Here is a 24,480-nt window from a genome sequence, read left to right as displayed (position 1 = left end):
GGTGATCAGTAGTCCTCTTTTAACCGGTATGGCGTGAAGCGGTTTTTTCGATCACCATGAAAAGCTCTTTTGGTTTTATCGGCTTTGAAACATAATCATCCATGCCCGCATCAAGACATCGTTCTCTGTCTCCTTTCAGGGCATGGGCTGTCATCGCAACAATTGGAATGTGTTGCCCTGTCAGCTTTTCATCTTCGCGGATTTTTCTGGTTGCCGTCATGCCATCCATTTCCGGCATTTGAATGTCCATCAGCACAAGATCAAAGATGTTTTCCGCCAGGGCGTCAAGGGCCTCTCTGCCGTTTTCAGCAAGCTGAAGAGTATGGCCGCGTTTTTTCAGCATCATCATTGCAAGTTTCTGGTTTACCTTGTTGTCCTCAACCAGCAGAATTTTGAACTTGGGGGCGTCTTCCCGCAGACTGTGCCTTGTTACCATGGTTGGCGTTGAAGCGGTGGATTTACCTAAAACCGTAAGGATTGCATCAAGCAGCTCCGCCTGTTTTACCGGCTTTGAAAGGTAACCGTTGACCTTCAGTTTGGTGCAGAGCAACGCCTCGCCTCTTTCGCCGATGGAACTCAAAATAATGATTTTCATTTCCTTGCAACGGCCATCTTGCGACAGTTGCTCAACCAGCTCCAGGCCGTTCATCCTTGGCATCTGATAATCGAGAAGCATGAGGGGGATGGGGGCGCCTGATAAACATTTTTCCGAGAGAATTTCCATAGCGGCAGCGGCATTTTCAGCGGTTATCGGCTTCATGTGCCACCCTGCAAGAACATCATGGAGGATGCGCCGGTTTGTTGCATTATCGTCAACAATGAGCACCGCCATATCTTTGAGGGATTCCATAGATGCCCGTTCAATTTTTATGCGCGCATGGTGCTGAAGGCCGAAAGCTGCGGTAAAGGAAAATTCGCTCCCCTGGGAAACAGCACTTTTCACGCGGAGTCCGGCACCCATCATATTTGCCAGTTTTGCAGAAATGGAAAGGCCCAGGCCTGTTCCGCCGTATAGGCGGGTCGTTGAACCGTCTGCCTGGGAGAACGCTTCAAAAATTGTATCGATCTTGTCTTCCGGAATGCCGATACCGCTGTCAATGACCGTAAAATGCAGAGTGGCCGCATCAGCAGTCACCTGATCGGCGTGGACCCTGAGTACTACTTCACCTTCTGCGGTGAATTTAATTGCATTGCCCACAAGGTTGATGATGATCTGTTTAAGCCTTCCCGGGTCGCCGATCAAGGCATCGGGCACGTCATTTTTCATATCGAGAATAAGCTCGAGATTTTTTTCGTCAGCCTTTAAGGAAAGAGTATCAATTATTTCGTCCAGCGCATCGCGCAGATAAAAATCGATGGGTTCCAGGTCCAGCTTGCCGGCCTCAATTTTTGAAAAATCAAGAATATCATTGATTATCGTCAACAGAGAATCAGCCGATATCCTGACGTTGCCGAGAAGGTCTCTTTGCTCATCGGTGAGTTCAGTCTGCATGGCAAGTTCGTTCATGCCGAGAATGCCGTTCATCGGCGTGCGGATTTCATGACTCATGTTGGCGAGAAATTCACTTTTTACACGATTGGCTTCTTCGGCCTTGTGTTTTTCCGTAACCAGATCTTCATAGGAGTTGTTCACCTGCTCAGCCATGGCGTTGAAGGCTGAACAGATTTTACCGACTTCATCGGTGCTGATATGTTCAAACCGGAAGGCAAGATTGCCCCTGCCGAATTCTTGCGCCCCGGTCTCGAGGATTTTCAGCTTTTTCTGAATCAGGGCGACGGTTGTCAGTGCAGTGATACCCATGAGAATAACGACGCCGAACATGAAAGAGAGAATAAAGCGCGAAAGGGTTTCATTTTTCCTATAAATTGATTCGTCAAGTTCCTTGATCCGGAAGCGATTCAGATGGATCAGGGTGGTAAGAGAGGTTTTAGCCTCCAGGGTTTTTTCAAGTATGGACTCATCCATTTCTTCAACAAAGGAACCGGAGGAATCGTAAAAAAAGGCATCACGGAACAGTGAAATGATATAGGCAATTTCTTTGATGTTTTTCTTGAGCCCGGCATGAAGAACTTCCTCACGGGAAACAAAGGCAAAGGGGGGCTTTTCAAGCAGGGCCTGAATCTCTGTGAGCCGGTCGATTATCGGCTGATAGTTGTCGATTTTGCCAAGCAGGTAGCTCTGTATCAGGGGAGCGCTTTCCCCGATTTTCTCTTGAATGTTGATCAGAAAGTCAAGGCTGGGCCGTTCAACGAGGATGATCTTTTCAAGGTCCGTGTCTATTTGTTCATGGCTTCTGTAGAATAATAACAAACTGATGATGAATAAAGACGCTAGAATACCTAATCCCCAGTGAAGAATATTTTTGATGGAAAACGTTTTGATCATGAATGGCTCAGGTTATTTTCCGAAAATAAGGGTGAGGTTTTCAGATACGTCTCCGGTGCCGTATTTCGGTTGTTCGGATTCCGGCTCCTCTGGGCGGCCGGCAATTTCATAGCGGGAGACGCCGAACTGATACGCGGCGACCGGGGTAAATTGAATGTCATCAAGATGCCGGGTGTTCAGCTTGCGAGCAAACTCAAGAGTCCATCGGCCGTTTGCCCATATTCCTTTTGCCTGTACGTCGGCACGGCTGGCAGTGGGTTGCCGGTAGGTGAATTGCGGGACAATATCTCCTTGATAATCCAGCAGAATCGTCGACTTATAAGTGCTTTTGCCCTGGTCGCCGGTTCTGAGCAGAAACATTGTCTTGCCGGATTTGGAAAAAACATCTTCTGCCTTGTTCTGCGGTTCCGATGAAAGCACCTGGATCTTATCATCGGCATATCCTTGTGGATCTGTCCGGCACGCCTTCCAGAACCAGATGTCGGCGGTATAGGGATTGTCGGCATAGATGCTTAAATCCACCGGGTGCTGCGACAGGTTCCATTTCAGGACAAAGATGTCTTCCCGGTCAGGACCCATGCCGTACAGTTGTTTTGTTTTGTCCCATTTCCAGCTGCGGTGCAACCGGGACTCGTCGGCATCGGCAAAGGTAACAAGGAAAAATATCTGTTCATCGGTGTATACGGATTTAATGATGATATCGAGATCGGCAACCATGTCGTGGGTGGTTATGGCCTTTGCCACGGCCCACGCGTCATCCTCTGCCTTTCCGTCAATAATCGGTACGGTGGAAATTTTTGCAGAAACCAAAGTCTGGTCGGCCAGGGCAGGACTGAAAAGGAAAAGAACACAAAGAAAAGAAAAAGGAATTGATCTATGCATTGGCAGCCTCCGGGTTGATGACGACGTTGGATACATAGTAGATCATATCAAGAGGATACAAAAGAAAAAAGTCACCGGACCAAGAACTGATCCGGTGACTTCGGGGAGGATTCAACTTCTCCTGCATTTTTGGGGAGGGGGGGTTATTTACATTTTGCAGGAGAAGGTGAGTCGTACGCATGGTTGTAAAGATAGCTCAAGACGTCCTCAAGCTCTTGGTCGGATTGTTTCTGCCATTCGGCATTGCACTTGAGACCCATGTATTTATCTTTTTCAAAAACCCGTTGCCATTGTTTCATGGTTTTGCTGTCAGGGCCTAATTCAGCGGCTGAGCCGTCTGGTTTGTGGCACTCACGGCAGTTTTTGCGGAAAAAGTATTTTCCTTTGCGTTCGTCACCCTTTGCCGAAGCCATTCCGGCGCTGAGCAAACAGATCGAAAGTACGATGAGAATTGCTGTGATAACTGTTTTTTTCATTTGTAAATCTCCTTTATACGAGTACGCATTTGTCGTGTTTTTCGTTCCAACGGGCCCAGAGGATCCAGACTATTAATATCAGCAGAAATACCGGTGGGGTAAAATACCAGGTGATAACCTTGGGCAAAAACGTTCCTGTGCCGAGTTTGGGTTCAAGGCCGCTTGTATTGAGCAAGAGGCTTACCATGGGATTGGTCAGTGCAAAAGCAACCAGGGTAACCATTAATTTGGTGTGCCCTTCGCCCACCCGCCAGAGGGTGCTGCTGGCGCAACCGCCGGCAAGCAGCATTCCAATGCCGAAGATCGTGCCGCCGAGAAGGCTGCCGATCCAGAACGGATGGTAGACGCCCATCATGTCAGGCTGCAGATAATTCCATTTGATGACGGCCGAGCCAATGCCATAGACGATGAGGCTGATGGACACCGCCTTGACCATTTCCGATTCGCCGGTCATGAAAGGACATCGGAAAGCCCTGGAAAAACAGAATCTCGAGCGGTGCATGATGATGCCGATGAGAAAACCGAAAAACAGCAGGCCGCCCAGCTGGGTCTTATCCAGTGCATCATAGAAGTAAAATGCGCCGATTATGCCGATCATTAAAAGTCCGCCCAGGTAGGGCTGAATCTTTGACCAGTCCATGGGCGGAGTTTTCGGGGGTTTTGGGGGGGATGGTTTGACCGGCAGATGATCCATTTCCCAGAGCAGTACCCGCAAACCGAGATTTGCTCCGACGCCAAGGCCGATCATCATGGCATAGCCGCCCATGGAAAACATGCCGATCGCAGTATAAAAGCCGCCGACGTTGCAACCGCCGGCCAGGGCCGCGCCGGTACCCATGAGCATGCCGCCAAGGAGACCCTTGGTGTATTCCCGGCCTGAGGTGCCGCGGATAGCAAATTGCTTGCTTATCAGCGCCGAAATCAATGCGCCGGAAAGCAGGCCGATATTGGTGAGTGACATGGTATTGGTAAAGGGGGTGGTATCCGGGGCGGTATTTGAGATCCCCACCAGATAATAAAACCACTGTCCCCAGTTTTTATACCCGCCGGCAATTCCCCAGGGACCCTGCCAGAGAAAGATAAGCAGAGCCATGATCGCCATGAGAATCCCGGCAAGCCATGTGGGCCATTCGTTCTGGAAGAGAGCGTTGTAGGCGCCCTTAAGGTCTTCCTTGACGCTGCTTAAAAAACTTTCGTTATCCATGATGAACTCCATTTGGTGGAGATCTCCTGCAACGGGGGGGTGTTGCAGGAGATCCCCAGCTAAGGATTAAATTGTATTAGAAGCGCAATGTTGCTGAGAGATTTGCAGTCCAAGCCTTGTCAACAATCGGGAAGAGTGCATCCAGGCCGGTTGCTTCATCAATTTTCACCGGCTCGCCCATAGGGTTGCCACTGCCGGTATATTCGTAGTCATAATACTGATAGGCAGCTTTCAGGAAGAAAGTATCACCATAAATTGGTTGAATGTAATAGCCTTCATATACTTGACCCCTTACTGCCATCTTGCTGCCGATCAGTGAATCTTCAGCACCGGTGAAGTTGAACCAGTACTTGGAACCCCAGTTGTATTCCAGGCCCAGTTTAGCCTCAAGAGGCATGGGAATGACTGCGCCCACAAGAATCATGTAGCCGTCGCGTTTTTCCATGTCGCCGTTTGAGTTCAACAGACCCTGGCCCATCAATTCATAGAATGGGTTTGTGGAGATATGTTCAGGTTCGGTATGACTCCATGATCCGGAAAGGAACATGTCAAAATCAGCAACGTTCGTACGGAAGAGCATGGTTAACGCATCCCAGTCGCCGATATTGGTCATGGGCTGCATACGGCTGATAAAGCCGCCGGCATTCTGGGTAAAGGTATATATATCGTCTGTAGCAGGATTGCCGTCATGATCCGACTTGGAAACGATGAAAGGCATTACAGTAAGACCGGTGAAGCCGTCGGTGATATCCGAGGCATGGGCATAGTTCATTTCGACCTTGTGGGTATCATCGTCAAATAACGACCAGATGAATCCCATCAGATGGACATCGTCGACATCGGCGGTTGCGTTGATGGAGTAGGAATTGCCCCAGTCGCCTTCAAAGCCGACACCGTAGCAGAGTTTGAATGCAAAGCCTGGAATTGTCGCGAGCTCTTCAAGGCCGAAGCTCAAAGATGCGCCGTCAAACTGCCAGTTGATGATGGTGGCTATGGGTGAGCCGCCCTCAAGGCTGTAATTGCCGTATTCACGGGGTGGGCCGTCGGTGGAAGGTCTGCGTCCGAATGATAGGTTGAAAGGCACGGAGCCGGCCTGGTTTTTGTAGTTGAAATAGGCCCTTTCCAGGCGCATGGTGTCGCCGTGGGGAAGGCTTGTGGTGTTGCCGTCAAAAGTGACGTCGCCCAGACTTCCTGAATTGAATTTGACCCCGGAACTGTCACCCCAGACCTTATAGGCGGCAAGTCGGCCCGCAAAGGACAGGTTGTTGTTCACCTTGGATTTCATGTTGAGATGGAATTTGCTGGTCCAGATGTTGCCGTTATCAAAATCATAACTTTCTGTGGGGGGTACCATTCCAAAGGTCTTCATCATGTCCATCATGTCTGTTGCTTGTTGAAGGGTTGCGCCTTGAAAACCTCCAAATGGATCCCCGACAAAGGTAAATGGAGTGAAAAACCCCTGGATCATGGATTGCGGCGCAAACTGCATATTGTCATAATGGATGCTGTCTGCCTTGGTGCGCATTTCTACACCGAAGGATACCTTGTCCGTTGAGGTGTGCAGTTCCGCCTCGTTGAGGCGGTCGTCCATCTCGTCGATGGTCTCCTGCATGTCGGTGATTTTCTTTTTAAGTTCGTCAATTTCAGTACTTGCCACTACTTGCGACGGGGAAAACGCGTTCATTAAGAGAAATGAACCGGCCGCAAACGAGAAAAATGCCGCCTTTCTAGTTGATAACATTCTCATTTTTACCTCCTGTACAATGTTTTATGAAACCTCCCAATTACATAGTCTTAGTCTGTTTTTTCAGTAAGCGAACGTTCCCCGTTCACTCCAGATTGTCAGGATAAGACCATCTAAAGTCAAGAGCAAAGTTCATGCCAGTAGGTAAAAAATTAATTAAAAGCTTTACTTATTTGATTTTGTTGGATTTTTAACAATTAAATATTTGCTTGCCAAGTTGGAGTGTAAACCTTATGTTAATTAGTGTAAGCTGTACATGTTAACGGTTAACATAAGGGGGTAACAGGTTTGGATGAGATTGCTGCTAATTGGAAAACTGTTGCAGATACCTTGCGGGATGGGTTGCTGGTCGTCGATCGAAACGGCAATATTCTGGCGGTTAATGCGGCAACTGAAACATTGACCGGCTATAAGGCTGAGGAGTTGATCGGCAAATCATGCAGGGTGTTAAACTGTACCGGCTGCAAGACGGTGGGGAATACTGATCTGGATGAGCCGTGGTGCAAATTGTTTACCGTGGGCAAGAGCAGAGATAAAAAATGCCAGATCACCGGCAAAGACAAGCATATTGTCCAGATTCTCAAAAGTGCTACGGTCTTGCGTGATAAGCTGGGGGCGGTAGTAGGTGCAGTTGAGACCCTCACCGACATGTCGGAAATTGAGCGCCAGCATCAGGAGATCACCAGCCTCAGAAAAATCTTCATGCTGGACGATGGTTTTCATGGCATTCTCGGCAAGTCTGAGGTCATGCAAAAGCTTTTTGGGCTTATTGATAATGTCTCCATGTCGGATGCGCCGGTGATGATCCACGGGCAGAGCGGGACTGGAAAGGAAATGGTTGCCCGGGCGATTCATCTGAGCAGCCACAGAAGAAAAAATTCGTTTATTAAAGTCAATTGCGCGGCGTTGAACGAAAACCTGCTTGAGAGTGAATTGTTCGGCCATGTCAAAGGAGCGTTTACCGGCGCAGATCAGCTGCGGATCGGGCGATTTGAGGCGGCGCATAACGGCACGCTCTTTCTGGATGAGATCGGGGATATTCCTCTGTCCATACAGGTGAAATTATTGCGGGTGCTTGAGGAAAAAGAGATTGAAAGGGTCGGCGATAACACGCCGATTCCTGTTGACGTCAGGGTTGTAACTGCCACCAACAGAGATCTTGATCAGTTAATAGCCGCAGGTGCATTCCGAAAGGATTTTTATTTCCGGATCAATGTCTTTCCCCTGTATTGCCCGACCCTTGCGGAAAGACGGGAGGATCTGCCGATCATTGTACAGCATTTCATCTCAAACAATAATTCATTCAGCAAGGATAAAAAACTTAATGGGGTTACGGCGGGGGCCATGGAAAAACTCTGGCGTTATCCCTGGCCCGGAAACATCAGGGAACTGAGAAACGCCATCGACTACGCGTTTGTTCTGTGCCCGCAGGGGGAAATTGATGTCCAGCATCTGCCGCCGAAAATTGCAAATTCCGGGGAATTTCCGAACACCTCAGGCAGGAGGCATACGGATGTGTTGGGTGCAAAGGATCAACTCATCGATGCCCTGTGCCGGACCGGAGGCAATCAGAGTGAAGCGGCCAGACTCCTTGGCGTCAGCCGGGTGACGGTGTGGAAGCGGATCCGTAAGTACGGCATCGACCTGGAACGGGATCTGTTCTGATTTGAAGCCAGAAGCCAGGAGTCAGGAGTCAGAAGAAAAACTGAAAAAGACAAAGCAGGCGGACTTGCAAAAAGTTGTTGCAGCTTAAGGTTTACCAGGTGAAATCAACATGTTGCATGGAAATAACTCAATGAAATCAGTCTTTTTTACGATTTCATTCAAAGAAAACTATGCTGCTTTTTTCTCTGGCTTCTTTTGTGAAACTTCTCAAGTTGTATGAATGTGTAGCAAGTCGAAGATGCTTACTTTCTTTCATTCCAGCGCAGGCGGCAGCGCTGACTTCTGTCTCCAGGCTTCTGGCTCCTGATGCCTTGCGACCCGAAGTCTGGTGCTTATCTACTGCGGGGTGGTTTATTTGGTATCAGGGGCAGTCTTATCAAAATCCTTGTTCAGGTCGATGAGCACGGTCATGTTGTTATGCTGAACGTCCAGTTTCTGTTTATCCGGCGAATCTTCAAGAAAGGCGCTATACGCAGTATGTACTTCCTTGTCTATTGCGACCATTTTTAATATTGTGTTCCTGTAGTCCTGCTTTTGAGACGCATCAGCCCAGTGGTAATGATTGCTTTTGATGAAACTGTCATAATTGTTTGAGATCTGCTGCCTTAAACCGAAATAATCAAGCAATCTGGTCTGGGTCGACTCTATTTCAAAGGTGAGCTCATCCTGAAGTTCGGTAACCTTCTTTTCAAGGCCCTGAATTTTCAGTTGCTTCTTGGCTTCTTTTTCAGGGGTTGTCTCGGTGCTCTGCAGTTGGGCGAGCTCATTTTTAGTCTTGATGATTTTTGCTTTTGTTGACTTGATCGCTGCAATTTTTCCTGAAATCACATCCACCACGTCATCAGCCAGGTCCGTATCTTCGGCATAGATCGGCGGTGTGGGAAAATTAAAACCGAAATCAATTTTTACCACCTTGTCCGGTTCACTGGTGTTGTTGCTGCTTCCCGGTTCAATAAGAGAACCCTCAAATCCGGTGTATTTTTTTTCACCGTTGGCATAGGGGCCGCCGTTTAAAACAAGATAGCGGATGCCGCCCCGGGGCAGGCTCAGGATGTAGATGTATTCAAAAACACCACTATGACTGCCAACATTATCATGGGCAATAATCGGCCAGAATTCATCCTGGCCGGCGTTATCCTGAGCAAGCACCTTTACATAGCCGGTACTGTAATTTATTTTGTCGGTGAAAAGCTCGATCTTGATATTTTTATCATTGGCTGAGCTCAGGCTTTTTCCCACAAGAGAAAGGCTTGCCTGGGCCCGGCCTTCTTCCTTTACCTCAGCACGGGCTTCCCTGGGAATGAGGGGGAGGCTTTCGTTTGTGTAGGCGGCCCGGCTGTCTAGTGCCGCCTTGGACAACGAATGGGCGTTTACGGAAGAAATCCCGGCAGTTCTTTCGCTGAATAAGCCAGTAGAGGCACAACCGGAAAGGATCAGGCTGGCAACTCCGATACAGAGTATGGCGACGGTTTTTTTGGGCGAATTGCTGAAAGTCAGATCGCTTATTGATGAATGATTCATACCCATGTTATCTCTTCCTCCCTTAAAGACGGTAATGGATTTTGGAACTATGTTGGTGATCGCAGGATTATCAGACGAAGCAATGTAAGGCCTTATGCAAATAGAATGAATTGGGCCGTGAGAAATTCCGGTTAGATTACTATGAAGTCGTGAACTTGCCAAACACTATTTATCAGCCTGGATAACAATGCGGAGGCAGGTCTCTTTTTTCAGGGTTTTGAAGAGATAAGACCGGCAGACCCTGCGGAAATCCAGCACTGCCGGCCGTCGGCAAGCTCGATATGGAGCCATTGACCGCGGTCTTCAATAAGCGTGAAGTCGGTGCCCGCATGCAGGGGTTCTTTGAAGCTCGGCTGATAGGTGTGGCCGTCGCCTTTACGGGCGATGGTTTCCGGGGCAAGGATAACGCCTTCCGGGGCAGGAGGAAAGAGCAGGTGGTATGATAACGAGCCGCCAATGAGCAGGGCGAGGACCAGAGGAATAGCCATGGCCCATTTTGATAAGGCCCTTCCGGAAAAAAGTTTAGCGGTGGAGATCACCCAGAAGGTCGCGTAGAACAGGGCAAAGAGCATCAACCGGACCTTGAAGGACAAGTCGTAATGCCAGAAGAACAGGGTTTTGACAATTTTTTCTTCCTGCCTGGGATCAATTTTGTCCTGGCGTTGGCTTTCAGCATAAGCAAGGTTTTGCGCCAGGCTCGGATCATCGGGAATATACCGCTGGGCTTTGCGGTAATGCAGGATTGCCCGGCCGATATCGTCGAGTCTGAAATAGATGTTACCGATATTATACAGGAGCTTGCCGTTTTCGATGCCGCTTTTTGAAAGGCGCTCAAAGCGGAAAAGAGATTTACGGTACAGTTCTTCAGCAGCCTGCCGGTCGGCGTCATAGGCTTCGTTTGCCTGCTGGAAAAAGTCATTTGCCTGTTGCAGGAGTTCCACCTTTTCGTGGTCCGAAAGGGCAAAATCCTCGGCATGCCCTGCAAAAGGGAAGGAAAGACAAAGGAGCAGAAAGAGCAGGGAAGAAATATGTTTTTTCATGAACCAAGGTCCTTCTCAAGTTGGCCGACCAGCGCGATGCCGCGATTTTTCAGATCATTGATGTTTTGCGGGGAGGCTGAGCCACCGGCATAACGCCTGGCTTCAAAGGTTGTGAACAGATCCATGAGGGCCGCAATATTTTGCGGGGAGGCTCCTTTTTCGGCAAGGGGCGTCTCAATATCATCAAAGGTGATCGCCCCCGGCTTAATCCCCATTTTATACCCAAGATAGGTCTGCAGGGCGGTTGCCATGGTCTCATATGCCTGTTCGGACTCGGTATTGCCGGAAACGCCTTTCATGGATTGGAGAAACAATGAATACGCTTTTCGGGTGTTTCTGGCTGCAGGGTTCTTTGCACGTCTTTGAATAAAAAATAAGCCGAGATACAGCAGCATAAAACAAGCCGGCGGCAGGAGGAGAACCACCAGCCAGAAGGGCGTCGGTTTCCTCTCTGAGACCGGTTGTTGCATTTCAAGGACGTCCGGGCCGGCATAATTATGGGCGATACCTTCTTTTACCGTTTGCAGTTCCTTTTGAGCCACAGAAAGAACCCGGCCTTCGGCATCGGTTGCGGTGACAACCTTTGTTGCTTTGACGGTAATTGGAATGGGCGGGCTTTGGGCGGTTTCGTAACGCCCGGTGTCGGTGTTGAAGAAATTCAAGCTCACCGGCGGGATTTCATTTACCGTAGTTTGTTTTGCACGGATGGTCTGGGTGAAGGTTTTGACCATGGGCGCAGTCTCGCCCGGGGCAATTTCCTGAGGAATCTTGAAGTGTTCTCTAAAACCTGGAAGGGATTCAAGTGCGGGCAGCTCGACATTTTTTATATGTTTTCCGGCAACCTGCACAGTCAGGGTAATGGGATCGCCGATGCTGACATCCAAGGGTTCGGCGTTGGCGGTGAGACTGAATTTGCCGATCAGACCTGAAAAATCTGCAGGCCTGCCATTTGCCGGCAAGGCTTGTACCAGCAACTCCGGTTGATTGGAGGGAGTGACAACCGTTGTGTAAACTCCTCTGCGGCCACGCCCGAAAAAGTCATCATCAAACATGGAAAAGGGGTCACGGCTTTGATTCCTGTTGTATCCTGTTAATATCTTGCTGGATACGGTTGCCTGGGGCAGGGTGATTTTCCCGACCGGCTTTGGGGTCATGGTTTTGCGGAATTCCAGGGTCATGTATTCCTTGCCGTCCAGGACGGCTTTCCCCCGGTCGCCGATCACCTCGCCGCTGCCAAGGGGAATCCGCACTGCGTCATGCATTTGAGCGGGATCTTCAAAGTCCTCGAAACTAAAGCGGTCATCATCCAGAAACGGCATATTGAACTCAATGTCCCGCACATCTTTGCTGACATACCAGGTAACCGTAAGGGTGATGGGTTCTCCCACATAGCATTGATCTTTACTCAGGGTTATCCGCAATTTAAATTCATCGGTCTCCAAGGGTTTTCTGGCAATGATCGTCACCGGATCGGTCACCAGGTTTTTATTGCCGGCAACCACCGTAATCGGCGGTATGGTATGGGTGCCGGCCCGCTTCGGGGTCAGGCTGTAACTGAACACATAGCCGCTTTTTGACACCTGGGTGACCTTGCCGTTGATAATCGTTATGGATTTGCCACTATTGGTCTGGCCGCCTTTCTGCTGAACATGGAAAGCAGCATCAAGGCTGCTTAAGTCGGGTTGAGCCGGGGCTTCATCGCCTTCCACCTGGACTTGAAACAGAAAGGATTCACCCACGAAAACCTCCTGTTTTTCAACCGCTGCACGCGCCGCGAGTTCCTGCCCGGAGGCAAGAACCGGCAGAAAGATGACGGCTAGTATCCATGCAATAATAAAGATGTTTCGCAATTGATTCATTACCAGTCCTTTTCTACCTGACTGTAACCGGAAGCCTGCTGCCTGCTGCGGCGCAGGTTGAGATTCTGCTTTTCCTGGTTGAGGATATCTTTGGCGGTCTGGTTCGGGGCCATGGCCTGCATGGATTGCTGATCCTGCTGGGGTTGGCTGGCAGGCGAATCCTGCTGTTCTCCCTGCTGGCCCTGGTCCTGTTTTCCCTGGTTCTTGTCCGCCTGTTCGTCAGACTTTTCAGATTTGCTTTGTTCTTCCTTTTTATTTAATTCATTTAAGGCGCCTGCAAGTTTTTCCTCCGCCTTTTTCTGGGACTCATGCGCTTCTTTCGGGTTGTTATTTTGAAGGGCTTTTTCTGCTTTTTTCTGGGATTCTATGGCATCCTGGATGTTTTTCTGCGTCGCATCATTTGTTGCATCCTGGTTTTTTGAACTGCTCTGCGCCATTTTTTCAGCCAGGTTTTCTGTCTGTTCCCGGAGGTCTCCCTGCTCCGCTGCTTGTTTCATCGCTTCTTCGCCGGTATCGTTTTCAGGCGATTTATCCTTGGCAAGGCCCTCGCTTTTCTGCGATGCCTTCTCCTGTTGGTCGATGAGCTTTTGCAGGTCATCGGCAAGTTCTTCCTGTTTTTGTTGCTGTTCCTGGCATTGCTGAGCCTGCTGTTGCATCTGTTCCATGGCCAGTTTGATGTTTAACCGGGTCACTTCGATATTTTCTGCCGCTGCTTTCAAGGTGGGGTCAAGCTCCAGGGCCTGCCGATAATACCCGAGACTCTGGCGGAAATTGTCAAGGGACTGTTCCGGGTGTTCCTGCAATTTTTTCTGCGCCTCCCGGAAATGGGCATTGCCGAGATTATACCTGCTTTTGGCCGCTAACCCGGGTGTTTTCTGATCTATCGATGAACGCTCAAAAGCCGGGATTGCCTCTGATGGATTATCAAGGCGATACAGCGCTGCTCCCTTATTATATTCGGCGATGGCCGCAGCTGGTTTTTTTTCAAGGGCCTGATCATAAGCTTGTATGGCCTGGTCGAATTTCCCCTCCTGAAAAGCAGTATTGCCCTCCCGGATCAGATCATTTGCCGATTCCGCCCAAGATGCTGCAGGAGCCAAGCTGATCAGGAGAAAGCAGAGCAGTGTGTATGAATTAAATTTTGTCATAGTGCCGGGAACAAAAAATTATTTTTAATGATGAAAAAACTGCTTATCACCTAAAGGATGTTGACCGTATACCACGCATGCCGGTTCCGGGGTGTAGCTGCAGGTGCCGGCCAAGACGCTGAGGCGTTTTCAACATTTTCGCGCCAAGAAGAAAGGGTCCCTACGGATAATTTGCAGAGACCAGCTGGGCTTCCGACACCGGCCCTGTAGCTACACCCCGGAACCTGGCTCTTCATCGGATACAAATTTGTGATTGCCATCGAAATTCAGCTACCTCCGGAATGCATTCCATTCTGCCGTTTATCCGAAATCAGTGCTTCAATTATCAACAGCATGAGGGCCAGGCCGATAAACAGCTGAAATTTTTCTTCGTAGCGTTTGAAGGTCTTGGCGGCAAGTTCTTTTTTTTCGGCCAGGGCAATGAGCTGTGCGTAGACATCTCCCAGGTCGATGGTGCCGGTGGCAACCGGCAGGTAACGGCCGCCGGGGGTCGCGTCGGCCATCTGGCGCAGGGTGTCGGCGTCGAGCTTGGTCCAGACCTCACGGCCCTGGTATTTGAGAAAGGTTTTCTGCCCCTGGGCATCGGTTAGCGGAATTCTCTGTCCTTCTTTTTCGTCACCAAGGCCGATGATGATCAGCCGTATGCCTTTCTCTCCGGCCATACGGGCCGCCTCCACCGGAAAACTCTCATGATCTTCGCCATCGGTGATCAGAATTATATCCTTATATTTTTTCACCTGATCGTCAAACACCTGATCCAGCACGGTGCGGATCGCATCGCCTAAAAGCGTGCCGCCGCGGCTGGTGCTTTCCGTTGAAATATCATCAAGCATCATCCTGAAAAAACCATAATCCAGAGTCAAGGGGCACTTGATGGTCGCGGTTCCGGCAAACGCCACCAGGGCCACGCGGTCACCCTGCAGACGGCCCACTGCATCGAGGATTGCGAGTTTGGCCCGTTCAAGACGGTTGGGAACGAGATCTTCGGCAAGCATGCTCCGTGAAACATCAAGCATGAAGACAACATCGCGACCGGAGCGTTTTACCGTTGCCTCGCTGGGGTTCCAGGCCGGACGCGCCAGGGCAAAGACTATGCAGCCAAAAGCTGCAAGCACAAGCGCCGCTTTCCAGCCCCGCCGCATTGGGCTTATGGGAGGAGGGTTTTTTGCGTAGAGTCCGGCGCTGATAAAATTGAGCATGGCTGTTTTCCTCTTTCTGGCGGCATAGATAAACAGCCCCAGAAGGAAGGGCAGCGCCCAGAGGAGAAACAGCATTTCAATGGTATTGAGCTTGAAAGCGGTCATGGTATCTTCCTGAATACCGTTGTGCGTAATACTGTTTCGAGAGCCAGCAGGCAGAAAGCCATCAGCGCAAAGCGGCTGAAATATTCTTTGTAATCCATGTAGCGGACGCTTTCCACCTCGCTTTTTTCAAGCTGGTTGATCTCTTCATAAATTGCCCGCAAGGCTTTTTCGGTATCAGCCACCCGATACATGCCGCCGGTTTTTTCAGCAATCCGGGTCAGCGTCTTGTCATCCACGCCGCGGCCGGTCTGGACCACCTGCGTCCCGAAAAAGGTTTTAATCTTCATCAGGCCGTCATCGCCGCCCACCCCGATGGCATAGATTTTTATGCCCCATTCCTCGGCAAGAGCCGCAGCGTCAAGGGGCGAGGTTTTGCCTGCATTGTTTTCGCCGTCAGTGAGCAGGACGATGATTTTGCTTTTTATTTCATATTTTTTGTCTGAATCGGAATTGGTCCGCGCCAGAGTTTCTTCAGCGGTCTTAAGCCGGGCTGCAGCCAGCATCAGGGCATCGCCGATGGCAGTGCCGTCTTCCGGGCGCTGGGTAACCAGTTGGACATTATCCATAAAGCGGTCCAGGGCGCCATGGGCCAGAGTCAAGGGGCAGATGGTGTCCGGATAACGGGCAAAGCTGATCATGCCGATAAGGTCGTTTGTCCTGCCGGACAGCGACGTATCATTTCCCTGAACAAATTCGGTAAAGAGCCGTTTAACGACCTCAAGGCGGTTGAGGCGTTCCCCTTTATAGTCCATTTCCTGGCCCATGCTGCTGGAACGATCCACTACCATTTCAATGGCAATGCCCTTGCTGATATCGATGATTTTTTCGGTGCCGGCCTGGGGCCTTGCCAGGGCAACGGTGAGGAGGATCACCGCGATAATCCTGAGCAGCAGCGGTAACTGGATAAGGCTGTTTCTCAGCGAGTGTCCGGCAGAGAGGGTGAAGCTGTTTGAGGAAAAACGCACACCCGACCGATTGGTGCGTCTCAGCTGAAAATAGAGGATAAGCGGAATGACCAGCAGGACAAGGAATGCCCAGGGAGTTGCGAATCTCATAGGGTGCGCTCCTCCTGGTGCGGTTCGGTTTCCTTGATGAAATTGCGCAGAAGGCCCACGGTTTCACGGGTTTTTTCATCACTGGGTCGGTGTTTTGCAAATTTTACCAGATCGCAATGGGTAAGGAAGTTTTTAAGCTGCGGTTTATGCTGGGAAGGAATTATCTGGTTTGAACCCAGTTCGCCAAAGAATTCCTCGGTGGTCTGCTCCGGCGCTTTTATGAAAAATCTGTTTTCAATGTAATGCCTGAAAATGTCTGAGACTTTTGAGTAAAAACGTTTTATTTCACCACGCTCAACCAGGCCGAGGGCGACAAGGGCATCAAGCTCCTGATACGCACGGATATGGGCCGGAACCGGCGGCGCCTGTTTTTCAGGTTTATTTTTGTGGAAATAAAACCAGTACACCAGGGCAGCGATTGCCAACAAGGCGAAAATTGCCGCCAGGCTATAGAGCAGGGTTCTATCAGGCGGAGGTTCCACAATGTCTGCTATGTCGGCGATATCCGGCCTGGTGGTGTTTTCAGGGAGCAGGGACTTGACGGTGACTGCAAGCTCCTCGGTGCTGATTTCAAGTGGTTTGGTTTCCTTTCCCGGGTTGAAGATGATGGTCAATGATGGAATTGTGTAAACGCCGGCCAGAAAGGGTTCGAGGATATAGGTACGCATCCTGCGAATGGTGTTGTCAGCGGCAAGAAATGGTTCGGTATTGCTGAAATCAACCACCGTGAACTCGCCAAATGAGTTTTCCGGATTCGGCATCACCACCTCATATCCTTCCGGAGCGATGGTGGTCAGGGAAAGGGTTATGCGATCCGCAACGGTGATTTCATTTGTATCAACAACAAGTAATATTTTTGCCGGCCCCTGTTCAAAGGATTTGGTAATTGCCGTAGATATCTCTGCGGTCTCGGGGGCTTTACGTTCGCAGCCTGAAACCAGAAGGCAAAGCAAGGCAACCATAATAATAAGCGAAGCAAAATGATTTTTCCCCAACATATATGAACGGTCCATTTGCTAGTGTCGCCTCCGTTCCCTTCTCTTGAAAAAGTGAATGAGATCCAGAAGATAATCGTGATCCGTCAAAAGCTTGATATGGTCTACGGAATTTGCCCTGAAGTTTTCCCGAATGCTTTCCTGTCGTTCCCGGGCCAGTCTGGAATAGTTTTCCCGAATCTTTTGGCTGCCGGTGTCAATCAGCACCAGTTGGCCGGTTTCTGCATCTTCCAATTCTATGAGGCCGACGTCCGGAAGGATTATTTCCCTTGGGTCAGACACGGAAACTGCGATGAGATCATGCCGTTTGGAAAGAACTCGAAGGGGTTTTTTAAAGTCCGGGGCGATGAAATCGGAAACCAGAAAAACCACCCCCCGTTTATGGATCACCCGGCCGAGATAATCAAGGGCACTGCCGATATCGGTCCGGGTCCCTTGCGGAGTAAAGCAAAGCAGCTCGCGGATCAGCCTGAGGACGTGGGAGACACCTTTTTTCGGCGGGATGAACAGCTCGATGCGGTCCGTAAAAGCGATGAGCCCGACCTTGTCGTTGTTCTTTATCGCTGAAAAGGCGAGGAGCGCGCAGAATTCAGCGGCAATTTCATTCTTGGTTTTTTCACTGCTGCCAAAGGAGCCGGAGGCGGAAAGATCCACCAGAAAAACCACGGTGAGCTCCCGTTCCTCAACATACTGCTTAACATAGGGGTGGCCGGTTCTGGCGGTGACGTTCCAGTCAATGGTGCGGATTTCGTCGCCGGGCTGGTATTCGCGTACTTCGTCGAACTGCATGCCGCGGCCCTTGAACACACTTTCGTATTCACCGGCCAGGACATCGTTTACCGCCTTGCTGGTGTATATCTGGATTTTTCTGATTTTTTTGGCGAGTTCCTTAGAGATCATGGCACTTCGACGGATTCAAGGATCTGACGGACAATGTCTTCGGAGGTTTTTTCTTCGGCTTCCGCTTCATAGGTGACAATCACCCGGTGCCTGAGGACATCCGGGGCAATGGTTTTCACATCCTGCGGGGTCACATAGCCGCGGCCTGCAAGAAGGGCTACTGCCCTTGCTGCCATGGCAAGATAGATGGTGGCCCGGGGTGAGGCGCCGTAACGGATGAGATCGCCGATTTTAAGACCGTATTCCGATGGGTTGCGGGTGGCGTTGACCAGATCGACGATATAGGTCTCTATTTTTTCGTCCATGTAAATGGTATCAACAAGCTGCCTGAGTCTGATGATATCCTGGGGGGAAATCACCGGGTCTGCTTTAATGTCGCGGGAGGATCGCGCCATGAGCTTGAGGATTTTATGTTCCTCCTCTTTTGAGGGATAGGTGATGGAAAGCTTGAGCATGAAACGGTCAACCTGGGCTTCGGGCAGGGGATAGGTGCCTTCCTGTTCCACCGGGTTCTGGGTGGCGAGTACCATGAACGGCTCGCCAAGGGCAAAGCTTTCGTTGCCGATGGTCACCTGCCGTTCCTGCATGGCCTCAAGGAGTGCGCTTTGTACTTTTGCCGGGGCGCGATTGATTTCATCGGCAAGGATGATATTGGCGAAAAGCGGCCCTTTGCGAGTGGTGAACTCCCCGGATTTTGGATTATAGATCAGGGTGCCGATCAGGTCGCCGGGAAGCAGGTCCGGGGTGAACTGGATGCGCTGAAATGATGCCTGGATGGTCTGGGCAAGGGTGGTTACCGACAGGGTTTTGGCAAGACCCGGCACGCCTTCGATGAGCACATGCTGATTGCAGAGCAGGGCAATCAGCAGCCGGTCGACCAGTTTGGTCTGGCCGATTATTACCCGGCCGATTTCATCGCGAACCTTTGCAAGCAAAAGGCTTTCTTTTTCAACCTGTTCATTTATCTGTTGAATATCCAAAGACATGATTGTTCCCCCTTATAATGCAAGAAATCAAAAAATATATTTTTTTGTGGATTTTATCTATAACCGGTTTTTTCAAGATTTATTTGTAGTATGATCTGTAGCATGAAAAAAAGTTTCAGAAAAATTATGACGTTGTCGGAATCTTGTCAAGCAGGAGTGTGAACACAATGAAAAAGCTTCCTCCGAAAGTGGAGAACGCCTATAAACGGCTCTTGCCATATTTAACGGCCCTGTTTTTTACATCCGGGTTCTTTTTTGATGTGGTCACTCTGGGCCGGATTGACAATATCCTGAATATCCTCAGCCATGGCGCCTATCTCTTGGCTGTAATATTTATTCTTAGAAATCAGATAGTTGGAGCAGCAGCACCCCCCCATGCACACAGGGGCATCCTGCTTTTTTTTGAATACCAGAATGAATTGCTGCATTTTCTGTTGGGCGCTCTGCTCAACGCCTTTGTGATTTTTTATTTCAAGAGCGGCTCGGTTGCCAACACCTTTGTGCTCCTCATGATTCTCGCGGTTCTGCTCATCGCCAACGAATTGCAGATTTTTAAAAAACAGGGTCCGGCATTAAAGGTCGCACTGATTGTTATCAGTTTGGTCAGTTATTTCATTTATCTGGTGCCGGTCACCCTTGGAAAGACCGGCACCGGTATTTTTGCCTTGAGTGTTTTTTGTGCCTGTGTGGTGCTTGCCGGGTTCTGGTATTATCTTTTCAGAAAGCAGATTGACAGAAGAAAAATTTATAAAAATCTTGTAATCCCGGCAGGTTGCGTTCTGCTTGGCTTTGTGCTGCTCTATGCCCTGAAAATAATCCCGCCCATACCGCTGAGTCTCAAGCATCTGGGGATTTACCATGCCATGGAGGTGTCCGGCGACCAATATATTCTCTACAGGCAGACGCCGAACTGGCGGTTCTGGTCAAAAGGCGATCAGGAGTTTGTGGCGCGGCCCGGCGACCGGATTTATCTGTTTGCCAAGATTTTTTCTCCGGGCGGTTTTAAGGGCAAGGTTTTTCTTCACTTCCAATACCATCTGAGGAACGGGGAGTGGAAAACCTCGGACAGGATTCCGATGAATATTGTAGGGGGCCGCGCCGACGGGTTTCGCGGTCATGCCTATAAACAGAATTATGATCAGGGCGAATGGCGGGCAAAGGTGGAAACCGAAAACGGTCTTGAAATCGGCCGGATCAGTTTTACTGTGACATTGTCAGACGAGAAGGAAGAAAGAAAATTTTATACAGAGCTCCATTAAGGGCTCCTCTCAATCTCCAGACTTGTCAGCCTCGTAAAAAGTATTGGGATGGCAAAGTAAGAAGCTTGAGATACGAGGCGTATTGATTTTTTAGGTGCGAGGCAATACAACGGGTATGCCGAGCAGCTAAAAAATTATTACAACGAAGTAGATTGAGCTTATTACTTTGCCATCAGCTTTGATAATCCACCTGCTTCTGAAGTTCCTTCACCCGGCGGCTGATATATTTTTCCAGCAGGCTGGTCTGTTCCCTGCCCAGTTCTGAGAAGCATAATCCAAAGGTTTTGTTGTCTTGATCAATATGCTTCAGATGACCGGTTATCTCGAGCTTGTCTCCACCGGGAAGGACCACAACAAAGTCAATGGCGTCGTCCGGCGGTATCTGGGTAATAATCTTGGCGCCGCCAGCCTTTAACCCTCCAAGGCTGATATCCTGAATATCGACATTTTCGGTTTTGTCATCCTTGATTGCCCGGGCATCGAGGGGTTCTTCCGGGGAAGGATGCACCCGGACATGCAACCGGTTATCCCTGATTCTATTTTCAACATATGTTCTGAGGATTTCCTGGTCATAGGAGCGGATTTTGGTGAAGTTGATCCCAAAACAGATATTGCCGGAATCATTGTCCTGGAGTTTTTTGTGCATGATGACGCCGGCGGCATCAAAACTTTTGAAACCGGGAAGAGAAATGATCAAGGTGACTTCCTTTTCAATGCCGGCGCTGGCAAAGCTCGGCGGCACAAAAATGCCGATGCCGTTTCTGCCGATGTCCCGCGCATTGAGGATATCAAGAAAGCCGTCTCCCATGATCTGCACTTCGACAGGTTCAAGCTCCAGAGGCAAAACCCTTTTTTCTTTTCTGTGCTCTTCCATCCTTTCTTTGCCCGATTAAGTCATAAGTGATCTGAAAGATTTCTCAGTAAAGATAAGAACTAAGCAGCATCAAAAATTGTCGGACTCGCACGAAGCGCTCGTCGGACGCGTATTCCGCCGTTACCTTGTTGAAATTACGGGAGGCGATAATTCAGTATTCCATATCTGCGATTTCATCATAAATTGTCGGACTCGTAAGTCGTTGTCGCAGTAAAAGGTCCACCAAGCAAAATCAACATGTTACAAGGGGATAACTCGATGAAATCAGTCTTTTACCGATTTCATCATAAATTGTTTGATAGTCAAAGGCAAGAACAGGAATGACCCTGTGATGAATTTGGACTTTTATATATTGACCGGGTAGAAAAGAAAGATGATTTTTGCCTAGATCATACTTTTATTGTATATATATCATGACACGTTTTCATTACCCGTTCAGCAGTCAAGATACTGGAGGTGAAGTTTCATGGCCCATTGCTCTCCCTGGTTACGCGTTGGTATTTTGTTTAGAAAAAAGGTCTGCCTGATCCCTGCGGCCCTTATGGTTCTTTTCCTCCTGATTCTGTTTTGCGGGATTTCCATGGGATCCGGTCCGGATTCACCAACCTATGACCCGGAAAAAAGAGTACTCGATATTCCCTGTGTGGATGTCCGCGGCGAGCAGTTGAGCTGGTTACTGCAGGAAAGCGCTCGGAAAAAGGGGCAGTTCACTATAATTTCCGAAGCGAAATCCAAGGTGAAATCCGAGACAAAACCGGCGGTGTTTTATCCCAGTGTGAACACCTTGATTATTCCGGGACTGGTGATGGGTAATAAGGTGCTGGACTGGACATTGTCCCGTAATCCCGACGGGTCATTCAAGTTTGAAAGCGAAGTGCTGGTAAATATTCTTTCTGCCGAAGCGGTTGTCGAGAGTCATCATGGCGATGCGTCATTCAAGGCCGTTGGCGAGGTTGTCTATGTTGTCGGGCAGGCCTACAGTGAGGAAGGCTCAATCTCGCTGCCCCTTCAAACCGGCAGTCCGATCTATAAAAATAATATTATCGTCACCAGGGAACTGAGCCGTATAGAAATCCATTTCAGTGACAACACTATTCTTGCCATGGGCGAAAACAGCAGAATTGTCATTAACGAGTATGTTTTCAGCCCTGAAAACGAGGACGACTCAACGTTGCTGATGCTGATGTCCCATGGCAGATACCGGGTCCTTGCCGGCAGCATTGCAAAAATTAATCCTGAGAAATTTACGCTCAAATCGTCCCTTGCCGAAATCCGTATAAAAGGCACAGAGGTTATGGTTGTCTCCGACCCTGAAGGCGATCAGCTCTATGTGCTGGAAATCAGCCAGGGCCGAAGCCTTGAGGTCAGTGATAAGGCAGGCAACAAGCGGGTGATCCAGGCAGCCAGGACTGCGGTGGATCTTGCACCGGATAAGGAGATAGGTTTTGTCCGCAGGGTGACTCCGGGTGAATGGGACAGGCTTGAGAAGATGCTACCCATTGTTTTCAGGCCGATTCAAGGGAAAGGCCGGCCGGGGCGGTCGTCAGTCATTGACCAGATAGTTGATAGACAGTTCATGATGCGGATTGATGAAAGCATGGAGTCATCCGCAGAGCAATGGTTTGTGTTTCCAAAACCCCGGGAAATCAAAACGCAGGATGCAAGGATCCTTGACCGCTCTGATCCGCAACGCTACAAGTTTAACGCCGATTCGTACCAACCCTTGGAATGCGATAAGTGCCATAAGGCTGATTATGCGAAAATCATGGAGAAGAAATATGTCCATCTGCCGGTGCTTAAAAAGGATTGCCCGGTGTGTCATGTCTCATTGAAAAATCGGCAGGCGATGAAAATCGAAATGCTCCACTTTTATAAATTTGTCGCCCAGAAGGAATCCTATGACGGCAAGAATGACAAGCCGTTGACCGAAAGAGAAAAAAAGACGGTTATGGCAACTCTCGAAAGAGAGGAGGATGAAAGGATTTATGTCCACGCTCAAACTGATGACGCCCGGGATTATTACCAGAAAATTTTTCTGCCGCCGATGAAAACCCTGCCGGAGTTGGATGCGGATAAGGGGCCGTTGAAAATTCATGATGTACGGGTAAGTGAAATAAAGCATGATCTTTTTACCACCGCCACCATCACCTGGAAAACAAACCGGTTGTCCAGGGCAATCATTAATTCAGGCATTGATCAATTGGATAATTCGCCGATTATCGACCGGAGCTGGGGCTATGAACATGAAATTACTCTTTCCGAGTTGAGACAAGACACCAGGTATCAGTTTTCAATCATTGCCAATGATCTCCAGGGCAAGAAAGCTGAGTCCGGCATTCATCGTTTTTCCACCAAAGAAGACATCCTGGAAACCAGGGAACAAAAGATAAAAGGGTCAATGGACCTGGCCAATGAGTTTTTCTGTTATGAAGATAACTATATTGTCAGATTTACCGCCAATCAACCCATGTTTTTACAGCTCGCGAGGCTTCCGGATGCCTTTGCCGCAAAGGAATGGCTGCTCCCGGAAGATCATCCGATCATGACCAGCAGAAGAATGATGAATATTGATATCTGTTATAACTGCCATGAATACCGCAGAGGCCATGTGGTTAATGTGCCACCCCGTCGGGGCATGAAATTCCCGGCCGAATACCCGGTGCTGCCTGACGGGCGTATGACCTGTCAGTCCTGCCATATCGGCCATTCAGCGGATATCAATCAGCGGGTGAGAAACGAGGATTTAAGCCTGCTCTGCATCGGCTGCCATACCGAGAAGGGCTTTGTTGTCAGGTATGATGTTAAGGAATGATCCCTGGTGTCCGCCGTTAAAGAGTCTACGGTGATACTATTCGGGATAAAGATGTGAACCGGTAAATACAGCGGGAGGGATGATTTCCTCCCGCTTCTTTTTTTTCAAACCGTTAGAACCGATAGCCGATTCTCATTTATCTTTTTAGTGGCGATTTCTGTAATCCCATCTTTTGTGCCTGCCTCAATTTTCCCCGCAGGCGCATTCCAAACATTTTCATGCAGCGAATCAGAATTATTGAAATATCAACTAGTTGATTCGGTAGCATCGGTTGTTTCATTATCTGTTCGTGTGTAAATCCCAATAGTTGCCTGTCGCGTCCTGAAAAAAATAAATGTTGACACCAGTTGTCAGGGTTGTTAGGTTTTTT

19 protein-coding genes are annotated in these 24,480 nt (G+C 49.3%); 3 read left to right on the top strand and 16 right to left on the bottom strand.

The genetic code is table 11. From position 1 onward, the window contains the following. Nucleotides 1-19: 19 nt before the first annotated feature. The 5 genes from KKE17_09830 to KKE17_09810 all read right to left on the bottom strand — a co-directional run bounded on the left by KKE17_09830 (nucleotide 20) and on the right by KKE17_09810 (nucleotide 6,695). Nucleotides 20-1,645 carry a response regulator gene (locus KKE17_09830; protein MBU1710291.1) on the bottom strand — a complete coding sequence of 542 codons (1,626 nt, stop codon included), beginning with the start codon at nucleotides 1,643-1,645 and terminating at the stop codon, nucleotides 20-22. A gap of 753 nt (nucleotides 1,646-2,398) precedes the next feature. Next, nucleotides 2,399-3,268, bottom strand: coding sequence for a hypothetical protein (locus tag KKE17_09825; GenBank protein MBU1710290.1), 870 nt, complete (start codon nucleotides 3,266-3,268; stop codon nucleotides 2,399-2,401). Between the two features lie 143 nt (nucleotides 3,269-3,411). Beyond that, on the bottom strand, nucleotides 3,412-3,744 hold the full coding sequence (locus tag KKE17_09820) for a cytochrome c (GenBank protein ID MBU1710289.1): 333 nt from the start codon (nucleotides 3,742-3,744) through the stop codon (nucleotides 3,412-3,414). A 13-nt stretch (nucleotides 3,745-3,757) separates the two neighbouring features. Beyond that, nucleotides 3,758-4,948, bottom strand: a complete 1,191-nt coding sequence (locus KKE17_09815; GenBank protein ID MBU1710288.1) for a YeeE/YedE family protein — start codon at nucleotides 4,946-4,948, stop codon at nucleotides 3,758-3,760. 76 nt (nucleotides 4,949-5,024) lie between these two features. Next, nucleotides 5,025-6,695 carry a DUF3373 domain-containing protein gene (locus KKE17_09810; GenBank protein ID MBU1710287.1) on the bottom strand — a complete coding sequence of 557 codons (1,671 nt, stop codon included), beginning with the start codon at nucleotides 6,693-6,695 and terminating at the stop codon, nucleotides 5,025-5,027. Between the two features lie 285 nt (nucleotides 6,696-6,980). Here KKE17_09810 and KKE17_09805 point away from each other — a divergent pair, with 285 nt between their 5' ends. Beyond that, complete coding sequence (locus tag KKE17_09805; GenBank protein ID MBU1710286.1) at nucleotides 6,981-8,357, top strand: sigma 54-interacting transcriptional regulator; 1,377 nt, start codon at nucleotides 6,981-6,983, stop codon at nucleotides 8,355-8,357. 351 nt (nucleotides 8,358-8,708) lie between these two features. On the opposite strand, the gene KKE17_09800 is transcribed toward KKE17_09805, so the two are convergent. From KKE17_09800 to KKE17_09760, 9 genes are all read right to left on the bottom strand, one after another. After that, on the bottom strand, nucleotides 8,709-9,884 hold the full coding sequence (locus KKE17_09800; GenBank protein MBU1710285.1) for a hypothetical protein: 1,176 nt from the start codon (nucleotides 9,882-9,884) through the stop codon (nucleotides 8,709-8,711). A gap of 203 nt (nucleotides 9,885-10,087) precedes the next feature. After that, on the bottom strand, nucleotides 10,088-10,918 hold the full coding sequence (locus tag KKE17_09795; GenBank protein MBU1710284.1) for a hypothetical protein: 831 nt from the start codon (nucleotides 10,916-10,918) through the stop codon (nucleotides 10,088-10,090). Further along, a complete protein-coding gene (locus tag KKE17_09790) occupies nucleotides 10,915-12,777 on the bottom strand; it encodes a BatD family protein (protein MBU1710283.1) in 1,863 nt (620 codons plus the stop codon). Before KKE17_09790 ends, KKE17_09795 begins: the two co-directional genes overlap by 4 nt. Beyond that, nucleotides 12,777-13,925, bottom strand: a complete 1,149-nt coding sequence (locus KKE17_09785; GenBank protein MBU1710282.1) for a tetratricopeptide repeat protein — start codon at nucleotides 13,923-13,925, stop codon at nucleotides 12,777-12,779. The genes KKE17_09790 and KKE17_09785 overlap by 1 nt, the downstream gene beginning before the upstream one ends. Before the next feature lie 266 nt (nucleotides 13,926-14,191). Further along, a complete protein-coding gene (locus KKE17_09780; protein MBU1710281.1) occupies nucleotides 14,192-15,229 on the bottom strand; it encodes a VWA domain-containing protein in 1,038 nt (345 codons plus the stop codon). Further along, complete coding sequence (locus tag KKE17_09775) at nucleotides 15,226-16,284, bottom strand: VWA domain-containing protein (GenBank protein ID MBU1710280.1); 1,059 nt, start codon at nucleotides 16,282-16,284, stop codon at nucleotides 15,226-15,228. The genes KKE17_09780 and KKE17_09775 overlap by 4 nt, the downstream gene beginning before the upstream one ends. After that, the gene (locus KKE17_09770) at nucleotides 16,281-17,297 is read right to left on the bottom strand and encodes a BatD family protein (protein ID MBU1710279.1); all 1,017 of its coding nucleotides are present in this window, start codon (nucleotides 17,295-17,297) and stop codon (nucleotides 16,281-16,283) included. The genes KKE17_09775 and KKE17_09770 overlap by 4 nt, the downstream gene beginning before the upstream one ends. A gap of 3 nt (nucleotides 17,298-17,300) precedes the next feature. Continuing rightward, on the bottom strand, nucleotides 17,301-18,179 hold the full coding sequence (locus KKE17_09765) for a DUF58 domain-containing protein (GenBank protein MBU1710278.1): 879 nt from the start codon (nucleotides 18,177-18,179) through the stop codon (nucleotides 17,301-17,303). Further along, nucleotides 18,176-19,165 carry a MoxR family ATPase gene (locus KKE17_09760; protein ID MBU1710277.1) on the bottom strand — a complete coding sequence of 330 codons (990 nt, stop codon included), beginning with the start codon at nucleotides 19,163-19,165 and terminating at the stop codon, nucleotides 18,176-18,178. The genes KKE17_09765 and KKE17_09760 overlap by 4 nt, the downstream gene beginning before the upstream one ends. 167 nt (nucleotides 19,166-19,332) lie before the next feature. Here KKE17_09760 and KKE17_09755 point away from each other — a divergent pair, with 167 nt between their 5' ends. Then, entirely contained in the window at nucleotides 19,333-20,424 is a 1,092-nt protein-coding gene (locus KKE17_09755; protein ID MBU1710276.1) for a DUF2914 domain-containing protein, read from the top strand. Between the two features lie 172 nt (nucleotides 20,425-20,596). Here KKE17_09755 and KKE17_09750 read toward each other — a convergent pair whose 3' ends face one another. After that, nucleotides 20,597-21,298, bottom strand: coding sequence for a PilZ domain-containing protein (locus KKE17_09750; GenBank protein ID MBU1710275.1), 702 nt, complete (start codon nucleotides 21,296-21,298; stop codon nucleotides 20,597-20,599). A gap of 466 nt (nucleotides 21,299-21,764) precedes the next feature. Here KKE17_09750 and KKE17_09745 point away from each other — a divergent pair, with 466 nt between their 5' ends. Continuing rightward, nucleotides 21,765-24,110 carry a FecR domain-containing protein gene (locus KKE17_09745; protein ID MBU1710274.1) on the top strand — a complete coding sequence of 782 codons (2,346 nt, stop codon included), beginning with the start codon at nucleotides 21,765-21,767 and terminating at the stop codon, nucleotides 24,108-24,110. Nucleotides 24,111-24,246: 136 nt separating this feature from the next. Here the strand turns inward: KKE17_09745 and KKE17_09740 are convergent. Beyond that, nucleotides 24,247-24,480: hypothetical protein (locus tag KKE17_09740; protein ID MBU1710273.1), on the bottom strand; the 234-nt coding region annotated here is incomplete at its 5' end.

This window comes from Pseudomonadota bacterium, from assembly GCA_018823135.1.
Lineage (GTDB): Bacteria > Desulfobacterota > Desulfobulbia > Desulfobulbales > CALZHT01 > JAHJJF01.
Note: the sequence above shows the minus strand (reverse complement) of the source record. Positions and strands in the feature narration are given on the sequence as shown.